Source organism: Streptomyces sp. BJ20 (assembly GCF_022869105.1).
Taxonomy (GTDB): domain Bacteria; phylum Actinomycetota; class Actinomycetes; order Streptomycetales; family Streptomycetaceae; genus Streptomyces; species Streptomyces griseoincarnatus.
On the sequence record NZ_CP094918.1, the window covers coordinates 2,383,438 to 2,404,241 of the forward strand.

General features: G+C 69.5%; 14 protein-coding genes. 9 read left to right on the forward strand and 5 right to left on the reverse strand.

Annotation, left to right across the window (positions count from 1 at the left end):
* Positions 1–13: 13 nt before the first annotated feature.
* From MTR79_RS10935 to MTR79_RS10945, 3 genes are read right to left on the reverse strand one after another with little or no spacing between them, the layout of a single operon-like run.
* On the reverse strand, positions 14–1,144 hold the full coding sequence (locus tag MTR79_RS10935) for an FAD-dependent oxidoreductase (protein WP_244789923.1): 1,131 nt from the start codon (positions 1,142–1,144) through the stop codon (positions 14–16).
* A gap of 23 nt (positions 1,145–1,167) precedes the next feature.
* A complete protein-coding gene (locus MTR79_RS10940; RefSeq protein WP_244789925.1) occupies positions 1,168–2,130 on the reverse strand; it encodes a cyclase family protein in 963 nt (320 codons plus the stop codon).
* The gene (locus MTR79_RS10945; protein ID WP_244789927.1) at positions 2,127–3,128 is read right to left on the reverse strand and encodes a fumarylacetoacetate hydrolase family protein; all 1,002 of its coding nucleotides are present in this window, start codon (positions 3,126–3,128) and stop codon (positions 2,127–2,129) included. Before MTR79_RS10945 ends, MTR79_RS10940 begins: the two co-directional genes overlap by 4 nt.
* A 127-nt stretch (positions 3,129–3,255) precedes the next feature.
* On the opposite strand from MTR79_RS10945, the gene MTR79_RS10950 reads away from it, so the two are divergent.
* Positions 3,256–4,173: a LysR family transcriptional regulator gene (locus tag MTR79_RS10950; protein WP_244789929.1), complete on the forward strand. Its 918-nt coding sequence runs from the start codon at positions 3,256–3,258 to the stop codon at positions 4,171–4,173.
* A 283-nt stretch (positions 4,174–4,456) separates the two neighbouring features.
* Here MTR79_RS10950 and MTR79_RS10955 read toward each other — a convergent pair whose 3' ends face one another.
* Together MTR79_RS10955 and MTR79_RS10960 are read right to left on the reverse strand one after the other, a co-directional pair.
* Positions 4,457–5,500 carry a LacI family DNA-binding transcriptional regulator gene (locus tag MTR79_RS10955; RefSeq protein ID WP_244789931.1) on the reverse strand — a complete coding sequence of 348 codons (1,044 nt, stop codon included), beginning with the start codon at positions 5,498–5,500 and terminating at the stop codon, positions 4,457–4,459.
* Between the two features lie 69 nt (positions 5,501–5,569).
* Entirely contained in the window at positions 5,570–6,619 is a 1,050-nt protein-coding gene (locus tag MTR79_RS10960; protein WP_244789933.1) for a LacI family DNA-binding transcriptional regulator, read from the reverse strand.
* Positions 6,620–6,887: 268 nt separating this feature from the next.
* Here MTR79_RS10960 and MTR79_RS10965 point away from each other — a divergent pair, with 268 nt between their 5' ends.
* From MTR79_RS10965 to MTR79_RS11000, 8 genes are all read left to right on the forward strand, one after another.
* Positions 6,888–8,207 carry an extracellular solute-binding protein gene (locus tag MTR79_RS10965; protein WP_244789935.1) on the forward strand — a complete coding sequence of 440 codons (1,320 nt, stop codon included), beginning with the start codon at positions 6,888–6,890 and terminating at the stop codon, positions 8,205–8,207.
* Positions 8,208–8,292: 85 nt separating this feature from the next.
* A complete protein-coding gene (locus MTR79_RS10970) occupies positions 8,293–9,177 on the forward strand; it encodes a sugar ABC transporter permease (RefSeq protein WP_244789937.1) in 885 nt (294 codons plus the stop codon).
* Between the two features lie 5 nt (positions 9,178–9,182).
* Complete coding sequence (locus MTR79_RS10975) at positions 9,183–10,091, forward strand: carbohydrate ABC transporter permease (protein WP_210984939.1); 909 nt, start codon at positions 9,183–9,185, stop codon at positions 10,089–10,091.
* A 110-nt stretch (positions 10,092–10,201) separates the two neighbouring features.
* Entirely contained in the window at positions 10,202–12,793 is a 2,592-nt protein-coding gene (locus MTR79_RS10980; protein ID WP_244789939.1) for an alpha-L-rhamnosidase, read from the forward strand.
* Between the two features lie 487 nt (positions 12,794–13,280).
* Entirely contained in the window at positions 13,281–15,758 is a 2,478-nt protein-coding gene (locus MTR79_RS10985; protein WP_244789940.1) for a glycoside hydrolase family 3 C-terminal domain-containing protein, read from the forward strand.
* 147 nt (positions 15,759–15,905) lie between these two features.
* Positions 15,906–17,174, forward strand: coding sequence for an ABC transporter substrate-binding protein (locus MTR79_RS10990; protein WP_244789942.1), 1,269 nt, complete (start codon positions 15,906–15,908; stop codon positions 17,172–17,174).
* An 819-nt stretch (positions 17,175–17,993) separates the two neighbouring features.
* Positions 17,994–19,022 (forward strand): IS110 family transposase, encoded by a 1,029-nt coding sequence (locus MTR79_RS10995; RefSeq protein ID WP_244789944.1) that lies wholly within the window; start codon positions 17,994–17,996, stop codon positions 19,020–19,022.
* A gap of 1,438 nt (positions 19,023–20,460) precedes the next feature.
* Positions 20,461–20,799, forward strand: a complete 339-nt coding sequence (locus MTR79_RS11000) for a MerR family transcriptional regulator (protein WP_244789946.1) — start codon at positions 20,461–20,463, stop codon at positions 20,797–20,799.
* Positions 20,800–20,804: the final 5 nt, after the last annotated feature.

Below are 20,804 nucleotides of genomic sequence, written 5' to 3' on the forward strand. Positions count from 1 at the left end.
GCGTTCTCGGCGGTCACGGCAGCTCCCGGAGCATGGTCATGGTGCGGCCCATCAGGCCGGGCACGTCCGCGTCGCGAACCCCGTCGAGCTGCCACTGCCCGATCTGCACGGACGCCTCCACGACCGGGCGGACGCGGGCGATCCGCCGCTCGTAGTACGCCTGGAACAGGACGTCGTCCCACTCGTCGGCCCCAGTCAGCATTTGCGAGAGCACCCAGGCGTCTTCCAGGGACAGCGCGGCGCCCTGGGCGAGAGTGGGCGGGCAGCAGTGCGCGGCGTCGCCGACGAGCACCACCCGGCCGCGGTGCCAGGAGTTCTCGACCAGCAGCCGGTCGAACCAGGTGTAGTTGACCTTCGCCGGGTCGGTGATGTGCTCGGTGATCTCCGGCCAGTGGCCGCCGTAGGAGGAGGTCAGGCGCCGCATCTCGTCGGCGTACGACTCCGGCGGGATCGACGCGCGGTCACGGTTGGCCTCTACGACGTACGCGTACAGGGTGGTCTCGCTGGTGGGGCAGTAGCCGGCGATGTAGGCCGGGCCGCCGTAGGCGAGGTCGGTACGGACGACGCCCGCCGGACGCGGGGCGGCGATGCGCCAGATGGCCATGCCGGTCGGTTCCGGCTTGTCCGTGATGCCGATCGCGGCGCGGGTGCGGGAGCCGAGGCCGTCGGCGGCGACCACGAGATCGTAGCGGTGCTCGGTGCCGTCGGAGAGGCGCACGGAGACACCGTCGGCGTCCTGGTCCAGGATCTCGGCGGTGGTGCCGAGACGGACGGTGGCGCCGCCGGCGCGCACGGCGTCGATGAGGATCTGCTGGAGCCGGGGGCGCTGCATGCCCACGGTGGCGGGCAGGTCGTCGCCGCCGGTGCGCAGGTCGTCCTGGGCGTGCAGGACGGTGCCGTCGGGGGCGGTGATGCCGACCGAGCCGAAGCCGAAGCCGGACGCCTCCACCTGCTCCCAGACGCCGAGTTCGCGCAGGACGCGCAGGGCGTTGCCCTGGAGGGTGATGCCGGAGCCGGCGGTGGCGTTCCAGTCGTCCTTGGCCTCGACCAGGTCCACGGTGAGGCCGGCGCGGCGCAGCAGGATCGTGACGGCATTGCCGGCCGCACCCCCGCCGATCACCAGGACTTTACGGGCTTCGCTCATGGGGAACTCCCTCGTTCCGCTGGTTACTTGACGGCGATCGGGTTGACGGGTGAGCCGACGGCCCCGGTGATGGGCAGGGGCGCGGCGGTGAGCCAGAACGCGTACTCCCCGTCGGCCGCGCAGTCCTCGGCCAAGGCGTCCAGGTCCCACATCTCGCCGATCAGCAGGCCGATGTGGGGGATGGCGACCTGGTGCAGCGGCTGGAAGGCGTGCTCGAACTCGTTCGGGCGGACCTCGAAGCCCCAGGTGTCGGTGGCGAGCGCGGCGATCTCGGTGCCGTGCAGCCAGCCGGCCGTGGTGAACGACAGCCCGGGCGCGGGCCCGCCGGCGTAGTCGCCCCAGCCGTCGCGGCGCACCCGGGTGAGCTGGCCGGTGCGGACGAGGACGATGTCGCCGCGACCCACCCGCACACCGTGGGCCTCGGCGGTCGCGGCCAGGTGCTCCTCGGTGATCGCGAAGCCGTCCGGCAGTTGCCCGTCCTCGCCGACGACCCGGCCGACGTCCAGGAGCACGCCGCGTCCGGCGACGTGCGGGGCCATGTGCTCGATGCCGGTGACCAGGTCACCGTCGGAGGTGACGACCTGCTCGGCCGGGCGGCCGTTCCACGCCTTGCCGTGGTCGAAGATGTGGCCGAGCCCGTCCCACTGGGTGGAGCACTGCAGCGGCATCGCGATCACGTCGTCGGCGCCGCCGATGCCGTGCGGCAGGCCCTGGTTGCCGAGGGCCGCGTCCGTGCCGGTGTCCAGCATGGTGTGCACCGGGTTGGTGCGCCGCCGCCAGCCCTTCTGCGGGCCGTCGATGTCGAACCGCTGCGAGAGGGAGAAGCTGACGCCCCGCCGGATCAGTGCGGCACCTTCGCGGCGCTTGGCCTCGTCGAGGAAGTTGAGGGTGCCGAGCACGTCGTCCGCGCCCCAGCGGCCCCAGTTGGAACATGCCTTCGCGGTCTGGGCGATCGAGCCCTCGGGGTCCGTGCGGTCCAGCGTCATCGGGCCACCTCCGCCACGCACCGGGTGCGCTGGGCGCCGAGCCCGGTAATGGAGGCGTCCATGACGTCGCCGTCGCGCAGCAGCCGGCCCCAGTGCATGCCGTTGCCGGCCGGGGAGCCGGTGAGCACCAGGTCGCCGGGGAGCAGCCGGGCGGTCTGCGAGGCGTAGGACACCATCCGGGCGACGTCGAAGATCATGTCCTTGGTCGACTCGTCCTGCATGGTCTCGCCGTTGAGCTTCAGCGTCAGACGCAGGTCGCCCGTGTCCCCGACCGAGGCGGCGGGCACGATCCAGGGCCCGAGCGGCGTGAAGCCCGGGGCGTTCTTGCTGCGCAGCCAGTCGGTGCCGATCTGCGGCATGTCCCGGCGGAAGACGGTGGCCCGGTCGGTCAGGTCGTTGGCGATCGTGTAGCCCGCGACGTGGTCCAGGGCTTCCTCGACGGACACCTGGTAGGCAGGGCGGCCGATCACCGCGGCCAGTTCCAGTTCCCAGTCGGGCTTCTCGGCCCACGCGGGCAGCGCGACGTCGTCGTACGGGCCGGTGATCGCGCTCGGCAGGCCGATGAACACGTACGGCAGGTCCTCGGCCGCCCGCCGGTCCATGATCTCCGCGGCCTCCGCGCGCCGCTCCGCCTCCGGCCGCTCGTCACCCGGCGCGCGGTGCGCGACGTGCAGGTCGATGACGTGCTGCCGGTAGTTGGCGCCGGACTGGAACACCTGGCGCGGCTCGACCGGTGCATGCACCCGGAAGTCCGCCAGGGGCGCGTGTCGTGGCGCGCTGTCGCCGGCCAGGGCCGTCAACCGGGGCAGCACCGCCTCCCAGTCGTTCAGGAGGTCCCGCACGCTCAAGTCGGCGTCGTCCAGGGCGTCCCGCAGGTCGATCACCTGGGCGTCGGAGGTGACGAGTGCGGGGAAAGCGGCCCCCTCGAGGGCCGAAAGGGTGGCGAGGGCGAAGGGTCCGGCGAAAAGGGCGGACGCGGCTTCAGGTTTCACGGACATGTCCTCCTGATTGCGATGGCACTAATCTGGACTCGCCCCCTGCGATCAGGGAAATAGATTCCATGGATGACAGTCATCCATGGGTCAAATTTCCGCAGGTCATCGCCGAACAACGAGAAAAGTCGCCGTGAATCTCAGTCGCCTGGACCTCAACCTCGTCGTCGCCCTGCGCGCTCTCCTCGAAGAGCGCAACGTAACCCGCGCCGGACAGCGCGTCGGCCTCAGCCAGCCGGCGATGAGCGCGGCACTCTCCCGTTTGCGCCGGCACTTCGACGACGACCTGCTGGCCCGTGTCGGCGGCCACTACGAACTCACCGCCCTCGGCCAGGTCCTCCTCGACCGCGCGTCCACCGCCTACGACCTGCTGGAACGTCTCTTCGCCAGCCAGGCGGACTTCGACCCGGCCAAGGAGAGCCGTGAGTTCAAGCTCGTGGCGTCCGACTACGCGGTCGCCGTCTTCGGCGCCGAACTCGCCCGGGTCGTGCATCAGGAGGCCCCCGGCATCCGACTGCGCTTCGCCCAGACGCCGACCACCGTGGTGGACGCCACGGACACCCTGCTGAGCACCACCGACGGTCTGCTCATGCCGCACGGTGTGATCAGCGACTTCCCCGCCACCGACCTCTACCAGGACCGTTGGGTCTTCCTCGTCGCCGAGGACCACCCGAGCGTCGACGACCGGCTGACCCGGGAAGACCTGGCCCGGCTGCCCTGGGTCACCTACCAGCGCACCTACGACGCCCCGGCCGTCCGCCAGCTCGGCATGCTGGGCATCGAGCCCCGCGTCGAGGTCTCCGTCGACAGCTTCCAGATCATGCCCCTGCTGGTCAGCGGAACCCGGCGCATCGCCCTCATCCAGGCCCGCCTCGCCCGGCTCCTCGTCCCGCTCGCCGCCGTACGCGTGGTGGAGCCGCCCTACGAGGCGGTGCCCCTGAGCGAGGCATTGTGGTGGCACCCGGTGCACACCCACGACGCGGCCCACATCTGGCTGCGGGAGACGGCCGCCCGGGTCGGCAGGCGGATGACCGACGAGCCCGGGGGATGAGCGAGGCCCCGCACGTGAACGGAGGACCTATCCGCGTTACGGATGGACTCCATCCGTAACGTGAATGACGGTGGGGGTGGGCAGGGCAGCCCGGCAGGACGCATGCTCGGACGGGGCCCGTCGGTGCGCTCTCGCTCGACGTCTCTCTCCGACAGCCGGAGATGATCATCGTCTCCGCGGTCGACCCTCCCGTACCGTCGGCCGGAGTTTCGCCGTGCTCGTTTTCCATGCCGTACCCGTGATCGGTCCCGCACACGTTCCCCACGGCCCCGAGCCGACCCGGTCAGCGCGCGGGAGCCGCCAGCGTCGACCGCCGTACGACCAGTTCGGGTTGCAGCACGACGTGGCGGTGCGTGTGCCTGATTCCGTGGGCCGTGTCCTCGATGAGCAGTCGGCCGGCCTGCCGTCCCATGGCAGATGCCGGTCGTCGTACCGAGGTGAGCGGTACCACGGCGGACGCGGCGAATTCGATGTCGTCGTATCCCACCACAGCGATGTCGTCCGGCACTCTCAGACCGGCCTCGTACAGGGCCTGCAGGACACCGAGGGCGAGCAGGTCGTTGGCGCAGAAGACGGCGGTGGGTCGCTCGGGCAGGCCGAGGACGCGGTGCCCGGCGTCCTTGCCGGCCGTCACGGTGAGGGCGTCGCAGGACAGTTCTCTCAGCGCGGTGGACGGCAGGCCGGACTCGCCGATCGCGGTGAGGGCGCCGCGGCGGCGGTCCCGCACCTGCTGGAGGCGGTCGGGGCCGCTGACGTAGGTGAGGGAACGGTGGCCCCGTTCGAGCAGGTGCCGTACCGCGGCCCGGCCGCCCGCCACGTCGTCGATTCCGACGGAACAGGCTGCGGGCTGGGGCGCGTACTGGTCGGCCACGACGAAGGGCACGGCGTTGCGGCGGAAAGCCGCGACGGTGCGCCCGACTCCTTCGCCGGAGGTCAGCACGGCGCCGCGGACCTGGTGCGAAGTGATCAGCGACAGGTGACGTGCCGCCTCTGCCGGATCGTGGGCGCCCGTGCAGACCATGACGCCGAGGTCCGCCTCACGGGCGGCCTGTTCCACCCCGGAGGCGAGCGCGGTGAAGAACGGGTTCGCCATGTCGAGCACCATGACGGCGATCACCCGGGAGGCCCAGCCGCGCAACTGCCGTGCGCCCTCGGCCCGGACGTAGCCGAGGGAGTCGATCACTTCCAGGACGCGCGAGCGCGTTCCCTCGGACACGATCTCGGGCCGGTTGAGGACGTTGGAGACGGTACCGAGCGAGACGCCCGCCTCCCGCGCCACGTCCTTGATGCCGACCCGGGGACGTGTGCGGCCAGCGGGTCCGGCCACCGCCGTTGCTCCGCCGGAGCCACGTTCGCGGTGAGCTGTGGGAGTGGCAGTCGGTCGCCAGTCCACGGCCTAGCGTCCCTGCGGAGCGCCGGTGGTGGAGCGCACCACCAGACGGGGGGTCATCGTGGTCTGCATGGGTCTGTCCCTTCGGCTTTCGACGCGCTCGACGAGCATCCGGGCCGCGGCGGACCCCATGGTGTGTCCCGCCTGGTCCACGCTGGTCAGCTGCACGGGCGCCAGGGCGGCGAGCGCGGTGTTGTTGTAGCCGACGAGCGACAGGTCCCGGGGGATGCGCAGGCCGAGTTCATGCGCGGCGCGGTAGACGCCCAGGGCGGCGACGTCCGCACCGGTCATCACGGCGGTCGGCGGACGGTCGGCCGTCAGCAGCGTCATGCCCGCCTTGAAGCCGCCGTCGTCGGAGTAGGCGGTGTGGTGGACCCGCGCGAACCGGTCGAGGCCGTGCCGTTCCATCGCGTGCAGATAGCCCTCGCTCAGCACGGCCTCCGGTGTGCGCTTCCACTTGTTGGCCCGGGTGCCCGGGGCCGAGACCAGGGCGATGTCACGGTGGCCGAGCGAGACCAGATGATCCACCACCAGACCGGCGCCGAGGTCGTCGGCGTCGACGACCGAGTCGTAGGTGTCCGAAGCGTCGTGGTGCCCGATGACCACGGTCGGCGTCGACGCGGCCGTGTCCAGCACCTCCGCGCGCGGCGTCCCCGGGGCGATGAGGATCAGCCCGTCCATCTGCCGGTCCACCAGGGAACGGATGGTCCTGGCCTGTTCATCGGGGTCGAAGCCGGCCGCGCCGATCAGCACCGTGTAGTCGGTGTGGCGGAGTTCGTCCCGGATGCCGTCGAGGATGTCGGCGAAGAACGCGTTGCGGACGTTGTCCAGCAGTACACCGATGGTGTAGGTCCGGCCGCGCATCCCTCGCGCCGCCGCGTGCGGACGGTACCCCAGGTCGGCGATGGCCGCCTGGACCTTCTCCCGCATGGCCTCGCTCACGCCGTAGGCATTGCGCATCACCTTGGAGACGGCGGCCGTGGACACCCCGGCGTGCCGGGCGACATCGGTGATGGTTACGCGCTTGTTCGGCTTGGCTGCGGAAGCCCCGTCCATGGTCCACGTCCCGAAGTGAGTAGTCGTAGGTATAACGGTCTACACGCTACTCCCCGCTATCCGTCAAGCCCTTGGTTGATCACCGCGGTGTTACCTGCTTGTGTCTTGACGGTGGCGAGGGAGCGGTGCAGGGTGTTGCCCACTCGCTGTGAAGAACGTTTTACACGGCTCTGCCGGGTCGCTGCCCGCGTGCTGCCGGGCCCCGTACTTCACCCCTGGCGCTGTTTCCCGCACCTCGCCCGCTCCTCATGATCCTTGGGAGTCCTCCGTGCCCCTTCGTACCTCCCGCGCCCGTCGTGCGCGACTGAGCCTGCTCACCGCCGGCACCGCCTCGCTCGCGCTGCTCGCCACCGCGTGCGGCGGCAGCGGGGCCGGCGGCTCCTCCTCCGCCCCCGAGAACTTCGACTACCTGAGCGTCACCGAGAACACCACCGTGAAGACGGCGCTGACCACCATGTCCAAGGATGCCTGCAAGGCCGCGAACGACGCTCTGCCGCTGAAGGTGGAGACCGTTCCGCAGGCGAGCCTGGACCAGAAGCTCCAGTTGCTGGCCGGCCAGGACGCGCTGCCGGTGCAGTTCGCCGCGGGCAACGCCCCCGCGCTCACCCAGCAGCTGGCCAAGTCCGGCAAGGTCGCCGACCTGGAGGCCAAGCTCAAGGAGCTGGGCGTTCTCGACCAGCTGGAGCCGGCCGCCGTCTCCACCATCAAGGCCCTGTACGGCGGGGAACTCCAGGTCCTGCCGTACGAGTACAACATCGAGGGCATCTTCTACAACAAGAAGGTCTTCGCGGACAACGGGATCAAGGTGCCGGGCACCTGGGAGGAGCTGGTGTCGGCCGCGGCGAAGCTGGAGTCGAAGGGCGTCCAGCCGTTCTCCGCCTCCGGTCAGCAGGGCTGGCCGCTCACCCGTCTGATCAGCGGCTACCTCTACCGCAGCCTCGGCCCCGACGCGCTGCAGCAGGTGGCGGACGGCAAGGCGAAGCTGACCGACCCGGAGTACGTGAAGGCCGCCGAGGAGGTCGCCGCCCTCGGCAAGAAGGGCTACTTCGGCAAGGGCGTCGGCTCCATCGACTACGACACGGCGATGAACCAGTTCCTCACGGGCAAGGCCGCCATGTTCTACATGGGCAGCTGGGCACTGGCGAACATCTCCGACGACAAGCAGAACAAGATCGGCGCGGAGAACACCGGCTTCATGCCCTTCCCGGCCGTGACCGGGGGCAAGGGCTCTGTCGACCAGTACCCGTCCAACGTCGGCCTGGGCATCACCTTCGCCTCGAAGTCCTTCGACAAGAAGACCGGCGACTGGGTGTCCTGCATCGCGAAGAACTACGGCTCCACCGCGCTGAAGGACCACGGCTCCATCTCCGGCTTCAAGGTGAACACCGAGGTCAAGGACGCCAACGAGGTCACCACCCAGGTGCGCGACACCATCAGCTCCTCGAAGCAGAACGTGCTGTGGTTCGAGGCCCTGTTCAGCACCAAGGCCACCACCGTCAGCCAGCAGAATGCGGCGGGTCTGGTCAGCGGCAGCACGAGCCCCGAGCAGTTCATGCAGACCGTTCAGGACGCACTGGCCGCCCAGTGACCGGCCGGGGACGGCACGCACGCTCCTGCCCGCCCCGCCGCGCGCGGGCCGTCCCCGTCCCTCCGAAGAAAGTGGACACCCACCCATGCACCGCGTACTCGGTGACCGCAGGGCCATCGCGCTCCTGCTCGGTCCCGCCCTCCTCGTCTACTCCCTGATCATGCTCGTCCCCATGGTGTGGTCGCTCGGGTACTCCTTCACCAAGGGCAACACGATCAACGGCTTCACCGGAAACGGCGTCGCCAACTTCTCCCGCCTCCTGGACGACCCGGCCGTCCACGACGCCCTGTGGTTCACCCTGAAGTACGCCGTCGTCGTCACCGCCGGGCAGGTGGCCGCCGGGTATCTCCTGGCGCTCCTCTACGTCTTCTTCCTCAAGCGCGCCTCGGCGCTCGTCCGCACCCTGGTGTTCTTCCCGGTCGTGCTGCCCACCGTCGCCGTCGGCCTGCTCTTCCAGAAGTTCTTCCAGGTCGCCCCACAGACCGGCCCGGTCAACTCCCTTCTCAACGCCGTCGGCATCGACTCGATCGACTTCTTCGGCAGCGCCGGCAGCGCCTTCTGGGTCCTGATCGCCATGGACATCTGGCGCTCCATGGGCTTCTACGCGGTACTCCTCTTCGCCGGTCTCGTCGACATCCCCGACGAGGTCCTGGAATCGGCCCGCCTCGACGGAGCCACGGGACTCAGGCTGGTCCGCCACATCGTGCTGCCGCTGTCCCTGCCGGTCCTGATGTCCTCGCTGATCTTCAGCATCAACGGCACGCTGAAGGTCTTCGACTCGATCGTCGCGTTGACCAACGGCGGCCCCGGCACGGGCACCACCCCGCTGACCCTGTACATGTTCCAGACGTCGTTCACCTACAGCGACTACGGCTACGGCAGCACTATCGCCCTGCTGCTGACCGTCGTGTGCCTGCTGGTGAGCCTGGTCGTCTACCGCGTCTCGCGGCGCGACCTCACGGAGGGCTGAGAGACATGGCCACCATCGACACACCCGTGAAGACCTCCGCAGGCGGCTCCGGGCACGCGCCCGTGCGTGCCCCGCGGGCCCGGCGCGGCCGTCCGGGAAGCCGCCTCTGGGTCAAGGTCGTCGTCGCTCTCCTGCTGGTCGTCGAGGTCTACCCGATGATCTGGATGTTCCTCACCTCCCTGAAGTCCAACGACGACTACCTCAACAACTCCACCTGGAGCCTGCCCACCACCTGGGAGTGGAGCAACTACACCGAGGCGTGGACGACCGGCAACATCGGCCTCTACGTACAAAACAGCCTGCTCGCCGTCGTCCCCGCGCTCGCACTGATGCTGCTGCTGGGCACCGCCGCCGGCTTCGCCCTGCAGGTCATGGTGTGGAAGGGCCGCAGCCTCACGCTGCTGGTCTTCCTCGCGGGCATGATGGTCCCGCCGCAGATGATCCTGCTGCCCCTGTTCACGGTGTACTTCCAGACTGGCCTGTCCGGCACCCTGTGGCCGCTGATCCTCACCTACACCGGCACGGGCCTGCCCCTGACCGTCTTCATGATGGCCACCTACTACCGCAGCGTGCCCCGCGAGCTGTTCGAGGCCGCCACGATCGACGGCGCCGGCATCCTGCGCGCCTTCTGGACCATCAGCCTCCCCCTGGTGCGCAACGCCCTGCTCACCGTCGGCCTGGTGCAGTTCTTCTTCATCTGGAACGACCTGCTCATCGCGCTGACCTTCACCAACAACCAGGACCTGCGCACCATCCAGGTCGGCCTGCTCAACTTCACCGGCGACTTCGGCGCCACCCAGTACGGCCCCCTCTTCGCGGCCATCTGCATCAACGTCTTCGGCACCCTCCTGATCTACCTCTTCCTCAACCAGAAGGTCATGAAGGGCCTCACCTCGGGAGCGTTGAAGGGCTGACCCGGTCCTCGCCCCGGCCTGCCGTCTCCCCGGCCCTCGGCTCCGGGGAGTTCGCCGCGCCCACCCGTCACGCTCCCGACTGTGACCACACGTGAAAGAAGGGTCGCCCCTTGCTCCCCCCTCAGCCCTCCCCGGTCAGCTTCGAACACCTGCCGGACGGACTCGGTATCGGAGTCGCCTCCCCCCGGCTGACCTGGACCTTGCCCGCAGGCACCGGCCGCCAGGTGTCGTACGAGCTGGAACTCGAACGCCGTGGCGGCATCCGCCGCACCGGGCGCGTCGACAGCGCCGAGCAGGTCCTCGTGCCGTGGCCCGGCGACCCGCTGACGTCCCGGGAACGCGCCACCGTCCGCGTCCGCGTCTGGACCTCCGACGCCGCAGACCCCTCGGAGTGGAGCACACCGGCAGCCGCCGAGGCGGGGCTCCTCGACGCCGCCGACTGGCAGGCCGTACCCGTGGGCGCCGACTGGGACGAGGACCCCGAGGGCGAGCGCCGCCCTGCCCGCGTGCGCAAGGACTTCCGTCTCGACCGGCCCATTGCCCGCGCACGCCTCTATGTCACCGCTCACGGCCTGTACGAGGTGGAGATCAACGGACACCGCGTCGGCGACGAGGCGCTCGCACCGGGCTGGACCGTCTATCCGCACCGGCTGCGGTACCGCACCCACGACGTCACCGCCCACCTCACCGAGGGCGCCAACACCATCGGTGCCTGGCTCGGCGACGGCTGGTACCGCGGCAAGTACGGCTTCGACGGCGGCACCCGCAACATCTACGGCACCGACCAGTCCCTCATCGCCCAACTGGAGGTGGAGTACGACGACGGCACCACCCATGTCGTCGCCACCGACCGAACCTGGGAAGCGGCACCCGGCCCGATCCTCACCAGCGGCCTGTACGAAGGGGAGACCTTCGACGCCCGCCTGCACGATCCCACGTGGGCCACACCGCCCGCGGCCGGCGCGGGGGACTGGACGCCGGTCCGCACGGGCGCACGAGATGCCGGCACCCTCGTCGCTCCTCTCGGACCGCCCGTGCGCTGCACCGAGGAGATCACCCCGGTCACCGTCACCCGCACCGACGACGGACGGTACCTGCTCGACTTCGGCCAGAACCTCGTCGGCCGTCTCCGGGTCACCGTCGACGGACCGGCCGGTACCACCCTCACCCTGCGGCACGCCGAAGTCCTCCAGGACGGCGAGCTGGCCACTCGCCCCCTGCGCGAGGCGACGTCCGTCGACACCCTGATCCTTTCCAGCGCGGGACCGCTGACCTGGGAGCCCCGCTTCACTCTGCACGGATTCCGCTACGCCGAGATCAGCGGCTGGCCGGGCGACCTGACGGCGGGGCAGGTGACCGCCCGCGTCTACCACACGGACATGCGCCGCACCGGATGGTTCGAGTGCAGCGACCCGCTCGTCAACCGCCTGCACGAGAACGTCGTGTGGAGCATGCGCGGCAACTTCGTCGACCTGCCCACCGACTGCCCGCAGCGCGACGAACGCCTCGGCTGGACCGGCGACATCCAGGTCTTCGCCCCCACGGCGAGCTTCCTCTACGACTGCGCCGGCCTGCTCGACTCCTGGCTCACCGACGTCGGCATCGAACAACTCCCGGACGGCACAATCCCCTGGTACGTCCCCGTCATCCCGGGCGAGCCGATGTGGACGCCGATCCACCCCGGCGCCGCATGGGGAGACGTCGCTACCCTCACGCCCTGGACGCTCTTCCAGCGCTACGGCGACCTGGAACTCCTGCGCCGCCACTACCCCATGGCCAAAGCGTGGGTCGAGCTGGTCGAACGCCTTGCCGGTCCTACCCGCCTGTGGGACACCGGCGTCCAGCTGGGGGACTGGCTCGACCCGGCCGCCCCACCCGACGACCCGGCCGCGGGCCGCACCGACCGCTACCTCGTCGCCACCGCCTACTTCGCCCACTCCGCACGACATCTCGCCCTGGCCGCGGCGGAGTTGGGGTTGGACGCGGACGCCGAACGGTACGCGGCACTCGCCGCCGAGGCAGCCGACGCATTCCGGCGACGGTACGTCCTGCCCTCGGCCCGCCTCACCAGCGACAGCGCCACCGCGTACGCGATCGCCCTCGCCTTCGACCTGCTCACGCCGGAACAGCGCGGACCGGCTGCCGACCGCCTCGCCGAGATCGTGCTCGCCGACGGCGCGCGCATCTCCACCGGCTTCGTCGGCACCCCGCTCATCTGCGACGCCCTCACCGACAACGGTCACCTCGACGTCGCCTACCAGCTGTTGCTGCAGACCGAGTGCCCCTCCTGGCTCTACACCGTCACCATGGGCGCCACCACGATCTGGGAGCGCTGGGACAGTCTGCGGCCCGACGGCACCCTCAACCCGGGCGGCATGACCAGCTTCAACCACTACGCGCTCGGAGCCGTCGCCGACTGGCTGCACCGGGTGGTCGGCGGTATCAGCGCCACCGCCCCGGGCTACCGCCGGCTTTCCTTCCGCCCCCGTCCGGGCGGCGGCATCAGCTGGGCCTGTGTCCGCCATGACACTCCCTACGGGACGGCCGCACTGTCCTGGGAGCTCACCGCCACCGGCATGACGGCCGACATCACGGTGCCGGAAGGCTGTACGGCCACAGTGGAACTCCCCGGCTGCGCACCCCTCGCCCTTGGGCCGGGCGACCATGTCCTGGACACCGCGGAACTCGGAGCGGCGGCCTGACCGTCTCCCGTACGCGAAGAGGGACAGCCCGACGCATCACGCGATGCGTCGGGCTGCTATTTGTCTTGTGAATTCAGATCATCCAGGGCGTCGATGGCAGAGAATTCCATCGGTCCGTTCAATTGAAATTTCAGGGCGTCATTGAAATTCCAAGCAAGGAACCTGCTGGTCAGGGTCTATTTTAAAGAGGAGGTCCCGGAGGGTTGACCTTGCATCGGAGGAGGCCATAGTTTCCAGCCTGCTGGGAAGAACTTCGTGGCCGAATACGGCCGTGGCGCCGAGAGCTCACCGTGGGACGCGGCGAACACTCTGCCGCCGAGAAGTGAAAAAAGGGAAATGCGATCCCTCGGGGCTCCGCGACCACGCGGCTGCTCCCAGAGCCCCATCGAGCCGAGGCCGGCCGTGACCTGACCCCTCGGTCGGCCTCACCTCCCCCCAACCCGCGGCGGCGCGTCGTACTGCCGCCATCTCAGTCCGGAGAGCCGCTGTGAACCGACGAACGTTCCTATCCGCCGCAGCCTTCACGGCCCTGGCCGCGAGCATGGCCCCCGCGGTCACCGACCGAGCGGTCGCCGCGCCGCGGTCCGTGGCGCAGGACCGGGCCGCCGAACTGCTCGCCCGCATGACGGCCGGCGAGAAAGAGGCCCTCGTACGCTGCGACTTCGCCGCCGTGGCCCACCTCGGCATCCCCGCCCTCACCATGGTCGACGCCTCCGCGGGGCTGCGCGGAGAGACGGGCGTCACCGCCTTCCCCGTACCCGTGGCCCAGGCGGCCACCTTCGACGAGACGCTCGCCGCCCGGATCGGGAAGGCCATCGGCACCGAGGGCCGGGCCAAGGGGTACAACAACGCCCTCGGCCCCACCATCGACCTGACCCGCACATGGCACTTCGGCCGTCAGGCCGAGGCCATGGGCGAGGACCCGGTGCTCGCCGGACGGCTGGGCGCCGCCCTCACCGTGGCCATCCAGTCCCAGCACATGGCGGCCACCCTCAAGCACTTTGCCGCCTACACCCAGGAAGTCAACCGCTTCTTCATCGACACCAAGGTGTCCGACCGAGCGCTCCACGAGTACTACCAGGCGCCCTTCCGCCGCGTGATCGCCGCCGCCCCCGCCACCTCGGTGATGATGGCCTACCCGAAGATCAACGGCACCTTCGCGACACGGCACACCGGCCTGTTCGACGATCTGAAGAAGGGAATGGGCCTCCAGGGCTACACCGTGCCCGACTTCTGGGCCGGCGACGACCAGGTGGCCGCCGCCCGGGCCGGCATGGACCTCGCCGGACTCGGCCCCGGCGGCGTCCAGATCCCCGCGGGTTCCCTCACCGGCGGCGCGATACCGGCAGCTCGGCTCGACGACGCGGCCCGGCGCATCCTCGTCACCATGTTCGCGAACGGCCTCTTCGACCACCCCGTCCCCGCCCCGGCGGGCAACGTCAGCACCCAGGCGCACAAGGACCTCGCGCACGAGGCGGCCGTCGCCTCCACGGTGCTCCTCGCCAACCGCTCCGCGGCCCTGCCGCTCACCAGCGCGGTGAAGTCGCTCGCCGTCATCGGCCCGGCCGGGTCCGACACCTTCACCGGCGTGTCCGGCTCCACGTACGTGGACCCCGGGACCTGGACCACCCCGCTCGACGCGATCCGCGCCCGCGCCGGAAGCTCCGTCAAGGTCACACACGCCCAGGGAACCAAGGGTGACCTCCCCCTCACCACGGTCCCCTCCACCGTCCTGCGCACCCCCACCGGGGCGGCCGGACTGAGGGCGAGCTATTACGCCAGTGCCGACGGCACCGGCACACCGGTCACGACCCGCACCGACACCACCGTCGACTTCACCGCCGCCCCCGTCGAGGGCCTGCCGCAGGTGTGGTCGGCCAAGTGGACCGGCACGCTGACGCCGACCTCCACCGGCCTGCACCGCTTCTCCCTGCTGCCGTCCGGGACGACCACGCTGAAGATCGACGGCAGGACGGTCGTCTCCGGCACCCGCCAGATGGCCCGCTTCTTCCTCGGCCCTTACGACTACCCGCTCCAGGGAACCGCCGAACTGACCGCCGGACGCGCCGTCACCGTGGAGATCACCTACAACAACGCCACCGCGGAACCCGGAACGTGCGGCCTGACCTTCGGCTGGCAGCCCGAGTCCCTCATCCCCGCCGCCGTGACGGCGGCCCGCGCGGCCGACGCGGCCGTCGTCTTCGTCAACCGGGTCGCCGGCGAAGGCATGGACCACGAGGGATACGCGCTGCCCGGAGACCAGGACCAGCTCGTCAGGGCCGTGGCCGCCGCCAACACGCGCACGATCGTCGTCCTCAACACCGACGGCCCCGTCGCCACCCCCTGGCTCAACGACGTGGAGGCCGTCGTGCAGACGTGGTACGCGGGCCGCGGTGCCGGCACCGCCATCGCCGCCGTCCTCTTCGGCGACAGCGACCCGGCCGGCCGCCTCCCGGTGACCTTCCCCACCGACGCCACCCAAGGGCCCGGCACCACCCCCGCCACCTACCCGGGCACGAACGGCACCGTCACCTACGACGAGGACATCGCCGTTGGCTACCGCTTCTACGACGCCAGGAAGCAGGAACCCCGTTTCCCCTTCGGCCACGGCCTGTCCTACACCACGTTCGCCCACGGCTCCCTGGAAGCGAGCTACAACGCGGCCGCCAGGCAGGTCACCGTCGAGGTCACTGTGACCAACACCGGACGGCGTCAGGGCACCGAGGTCGTCCAGGTGTACGCCACCCTCCCCGCCTCGGCGGCAGCGGAACCGCGCCGTCTGGTCGCCTTCCAGAAAGTCACCCTCCCCGCGGCCGGCACGAAACGACTCAGCCTGACGATCCCGGTCCAGGACCTCAGCGTCTGGAAGTCGGGAGCGATGACGCTCACCCCAGGCGTCTACACCTTCGCGACGGCGCGCTCGTCCCGCGTCGTGACCGCACAGCGTGCCCTCACACTCGGCTGACCTCCCTCGGCCCCCGGGGTGTCGGCGGCTCGTGTGACCTCTTCACGGTCGAGTGAACGTCACACGAGCCGCCGACAGGCGACCTCGCTCCAACACCCCACATCGCTCTGACCAACCTCGCGCCTCCTTCCCGCCCGGAGTACGTCCGTGAAACGCACCTCACACCTGCCCGGCCTCGCTCTCGCCCTGGTACTCGCGGTCACCACGTCGACCGGATGCGGCCCCTTCGGCGCCGAAGAGGACGGGCCGGTCGAGTTGTCCGTCAGGGCAAGCGCCACCGACAAGTCCGCGATGGACACCGTTGTCGCCGAGTTCCACCGTCTCAACCCGGACACACACGTCACAGTCGATTACGTCGACGCCGGCGCCCTCCAGCAGGAACTCCCAGGTGACCTCCGCGCCGGAAAGGGCCCCGACGTGTTCACCGTCTGGCCCGGCAACGGCAATCCCGCCTCCGTCACCGCGTTGGAACGCGACGACCTTCTGGAGAACCTCAGCCTCCGCCGCTTCAACTTCACGATGCCCGTAGGCGTCAGACCAGTCACCGCCGTGAACAGCAGCACGTATGCGGTACCCGTGACATTCAGCGGCATCGGCGCGGTGTTCTCGATGGGAGCACTGGACGCCATCGGAGGAGCACCGCCCCGGACCTGGACGGAACTCCTGGCCCTCTGCGACAAGGCCCGAGACCACGACAAGGTCCTCCTCGCCTTGGGCAACGCCACCCCTTGGGTCACCCAGCTCATCACCTACGCCTTGGTCGCGACCACCGTCTACGCCGACGAACCGGACTTCGACCAGAACATGGAACTCGGCAAGGAAACCTTCGCCGGCTCCGGCTGGAGAACTGCCCTGGGCAAGTACATGGAGATGGACGACCGCGGCTGCTTCAACGCCGACCCACTGGACACGACGTACGAGGAAACGCTCGACCAGGTGGCCACTGGCCGGGCGGTGGGGGTCGTCCAGGTCGCGAGCGTACTGTCCGAGCTACGTGCCGCTGCCCCCGGCATGAAACTGCGCATGACCGCACTGCCCGCCACAGATGACCCCGGCGACACGCGGATGCCGGGTGCCGTCTCGGCCGCCTATGGCCTCAACCCCGACACCCCACATCGCAAGGAGGCCCTCGCTTTCATCGACTTCCTGGGATCCGCTCGTGGACAGAACCTGTACAACCGCTCCGGCTCGACCCTGCCCGCGATCCCGAACGCCTCCTTCACCGTCGACCCCGCGATCGGGGAGGTCGCGGAGCGGCAGAAGGCCGGCACCACCATTCCCTTCATGGATCAGCGCTGGCCGAACTCCGCCGTGCAACAGACGCATTTCGCCCAGGTCGAAGCTCTCTTCGCCGGTACCACGGACATCGAAGCTGCCTTGGCCGCTCTCGACAGGGCCTACCGAGAGCGGACTTGACTCACGTACGAGAAGTACGCCTTCACGGCCAGTGCGCGGACATCGTCCAGGACCTCCTCGGGGCCCGCTCATTCCGGTCCAGCTTCCGATGAAATGGTTCGGGCTATCATGCCTGGCCTTCCAGCCCGATGGGCCACCCGCTGGAGCAGCTCGACCCGAGTGACCGCGCCATCGCCTGCCAACCGGTAGCGGGCACGCACCTTCGCGTCGGGAGTGACGATCCCAGATTGCGGGCCCTGCCGCTCATCGTGGTGGACGGCGCCCAGGCAAGGATGGCGGGATCTCACGTAGCAGCTACAGGACTTATGGACAGCCGCTTACCAATAGGGGGGCCGGGGTGGTTCGCGCCGTGGTCGACGAAGGACAACCAGTAAGGCGGGCCACACGGCTGTCTGTCGATGCCGGTCACGAGTGAACGAAGAATCGATTTCTTGTCAGCCTGTCCAAGCCAGGTTGGGCACTGGATCGAACGAAGCCATGCGGCTGCGGTCGGGACGTGCCGGTGCGCCGGGATTGATGGGACGGTTGAGCGATGCCGTCCCGGACGGGGTCTGACTCATGAGATCTTTGACCGAAGTGTCCAGTCACAGGCGTGTCGACTGTCGTCGCGGGACGGTGCCTGCTGGTACCGAACCACAGGGCGTGTCCCTATAGGGGCCTTGCCGAGTTCCAGGCGCCATCACGGTTCAGACCGCCCGAGCGGGCCGGTGCCACCTACCCAGCAACTCACATAGCGGGAGGCGAACCATCATGACGACCCGACAGCGCAGCACCTCATCGAGCACGGATCCTCCCGTTCGGCGCGAGGTGGTTCTGGGCGTGGATACGCACGGCGAGGTGCATGTCGCCGCCGTGATCTCCCCGCTCGGGAAGATCCTGGGCACCGAGTCCTTTCCGGCGACGGCGGCCGGTTACCGGCAACTGCTCTTGTGGGCCCGCAAGCGGGGGACGGTGCGCCGGGCCGGCGTGGAGGACACCGGCACATTTGGCGCGGGCCTGTCCCGCTACCTGCTGGCCCAGCAGATCCTGGTGTTCGAGGTGAACCGGCCCGACCGATCGGCCCGCCGGCTGCTCGGCAAGTCGGACCCGCTCGACGCACAGGCCGCCGCGCGAGCCGTGCTCAGCGGTCGCGCCCGGGCCCGGGCCAAGTCCGGCGACGGACCCGTGCACGCCGCCCGGATCTACAAACTTGCCAAGGACTCCGCGGTCAAGGCCCGCACCCAGGCGATCAACCAGCTCAAGGCCGTCCTGGTCATCGCCGACCCCGCCCTGCGGGAACGAATGTCCAGCCTGGGCAACGCCGAGCTGTTCCGCACCTGCGCGCGCCTCGTCCCGCACGATGGTGGGGGAGACGAGGACGGAGCGGTCCAGGCCACCCACATGACGTTACGCATGCTCGCCGAGCGCATCGAACAGCTCACCGCACAGATCGATGAGCTGAACCAACGCCTGACCGGGCTCGTCGAACGCCACGCCCCACAGCTACTCGAACCGGTGGGCATCGGTCCGGACAGCGCCGTCACTCTCCTGATCACCATGGGGGACAATCCCGAGCGGCTGAACACTGAGGCGTCCTTTGCCGCCCTTTGCGGAGTCAGCCCCATCGAGTACTCCTCCGGCCGACGGCGCACGCGTCGGCTCAACTACGGCGGCGACCGTCAGGCGAACGCTGCCCTGCACCGCATCGTCTTCACCCGGCTGCGCCACGACCCCCGCACCCAGGCGTACTACGAACGCCGCACCCAGGAGGGCAAGACCCGACGCGAGATCATCCGATGCCTCAAGCGGTATGCCGCCCGCGAGGTCTTCAACCTGGTCAGACCGGTTTCCCACACCCCTGCGTTATAGGGGCGTCGGTGATACGGGGGAGCCCCGTCGGGAACCATCCCGACGGGGCTTCTGCGGAGCTCGTCGTGGCCGCCGGTGGCCTGTCGGCCTACCCGGACGCCGGCCACCTGGCCTGCCGAGGCCGAGGCCGACGCCCTCGTCTTTCCCGGGAGCGTGCAGGAGCGCCTGCGTGAGCAGCCGACCCGCCGCACGAAGGCATTCCCCAAGCCGATCGACCGGTGATGACAGCGCCACTGGTGACCACGGTCAGGGACTCTGATTGCTCTGGTCGGACTCCACCGGGGCGCCGACGGCGGCGAGCAACTCGTCAGGCTGCGACATGAGGCGGACCGTATTCGCCGGCCATCCGGCTGCCTGAGCGGTGACGCTACCCGCGTCTTCGCGGCCCGCGGTCTGCTCGAGTCAGGGGCCGTGCCGGTCCGCCACCAGCTGCTCGGTCATCCCGGGATCGTCGAAGGCGGCGCAGGGCCTTCTGCCGCGCTCGTCAACGGCCGACCCGGGGGGCGTCACGGCTGGAAACGTCCGTGCCGAACGGTGGTGTTCTTCACGAGACGCAGCGTTGGCCGATGCCGCCGACGTTCGCCGCGGAGCAGTCGGCGACGGCACGCCCAGCCCGACATGCCACGCGGCGGTGAGTCACTGTGAGCGCCGGACAGAGCCTCGCAGCTGCTTGAACCATCCATGGGACCGGTCGAGGCGGAGTACCTCGTCTTCCAGCGCACGAAAATCTATACCCGCCGGAGTAGACATTGGTCGACGGTGTGGTTAAGGTTTTTGTTGTAGCCGAGATCAGGAGAGGCCCGGCAGAGATGAACTGCCGGGCAGCAGTACGCAGTTGCAGTTCGCAGGACGGTGCGGTGGTGGAGTTCCGAAGCCAGAGCGGTTGCAGGACGGCGACGGGACTGACGACCGCACCGGGTGGCCCGCAGTGATCAGGGGCCGCCATGAGCAGTACCGCAGTGGCAGTACCAGCAAGTGAAGGTTCGCAGCACCCAGCAGTGAAGTCAGTGAGCAGTACCTCGGTGAAGGCGTCGGCTGCGGGCGCGCGCACCGGGAGGTTCGGCAGTGGGGTTCCAAGCCAGAGCAGACGCAGGACGGGCGACGGGGCTGGCTGCCGAAGAGTGGCGCTGTTCGAGGCCACCAGCAGTTCACGGTTTCCGAAAGTGAGTAGTTGATCAAGAGGGAAGAACGGAGGAGCCGAGCGCCATCAGGATCGCCCGGGCGGAATTCTTGGCCCCGGGTACCGCAGGACATCGATAGTGAGGTGGTCTCCGGTCAAGCAACCGCGATCCCCGCGCCCCCGACAGCATCTCGGTCGGGTTTGCGGAAACGGAAGGCCGGTGCAGTATCAGGGCCGGCAGATGGTGTAGTAGTTCCTTCGGGGCCCTGGTGCCAGTAAGGCGCCAGGGCCCCTCCACGCGTTCCACAGAGAGGTGCAATGACAGCAGACGACACGTTCGGCCGTCTCGATGACGACGACTACCCCGCGTACACCATGGGCCGGGCCGCCGAACTGCTCGGCACCACACAGGGCTTCCTCCGGGCCATCGGCGAACACCGCCTCATCACCCCGCTGCGCTCCGCAGGCGGACATCGCGGCTACTCCCGCTACCAGTTGCGCGTCGCCGCCCGCGCCCGGGAACTCGTCGACCACGGGACCCCCATCGAGGCCGCCTGCCGGATCGTCATCCTTGAAGACCAGCTCGAGGAAGCCCAGCGCCTCAACGCCGAATACCGCCGCGCCGCCGAATCAGCGAACCCGACGGCAGCAGCATGAGATGA

What these genes read in the sequence shown, in the direction of transcription:
- MTR79_RS10935 (WP_244789923.1), bottom strand. Translation starts at nt 1,144, where the DNA reads ATGAGCGAAGCCCGTAAAGTCCTGGTGATCGGCGGGGGTGCGGCCGGC.
- MTR79_RS10940 (WP_244789925.1), bottom strand. Translation starts at nt 2,130, where the DNA reads ATGACGCTGGACCGCACGGACCCCGAGGGCTCGATCGCCCAGACCGCG.
- MTR79_RS10945 (WP_244789927.1), bottom strand. Translation starts at nt 3,128, where the DNA reads ATGTCCGTGAAACCTGAAGCCGCGTCCGCCCTTTTCGCCGGACCCTTC.
- MTR79_RS10960 (WP_244789933.1), bottom strand. Translation starts at nt 6,619, where the DNA reads ATGGACGGGGCTTCCGCAGCCAAGCCGAACAAGCGCGTAACCATCACC.
- MTR79_RS10970 (WP_244789937.1), top strand. Translation starts at nt 8,293, where the DNA reads ATGCACCGCGTACTCGGTGACCGCAGGGCCATCGCGCTCCTGCTCGGT.
- MTR79_RS10975 (WP_210984939.1), top strand. Translation starts at nt 9,183, where the DNA reads ATGGCCACCATCGACACACCCGTGAAGACCTCCGCAGGCGGCTCCGGG.
- MTR79_RS11000 (WP_244789946.1), top strand. Translation starts at nt 20,461, where the DNA reads ATGACAGCAGACGACACGTTCGGCCGTCTCGATGACGACGACTACCCC.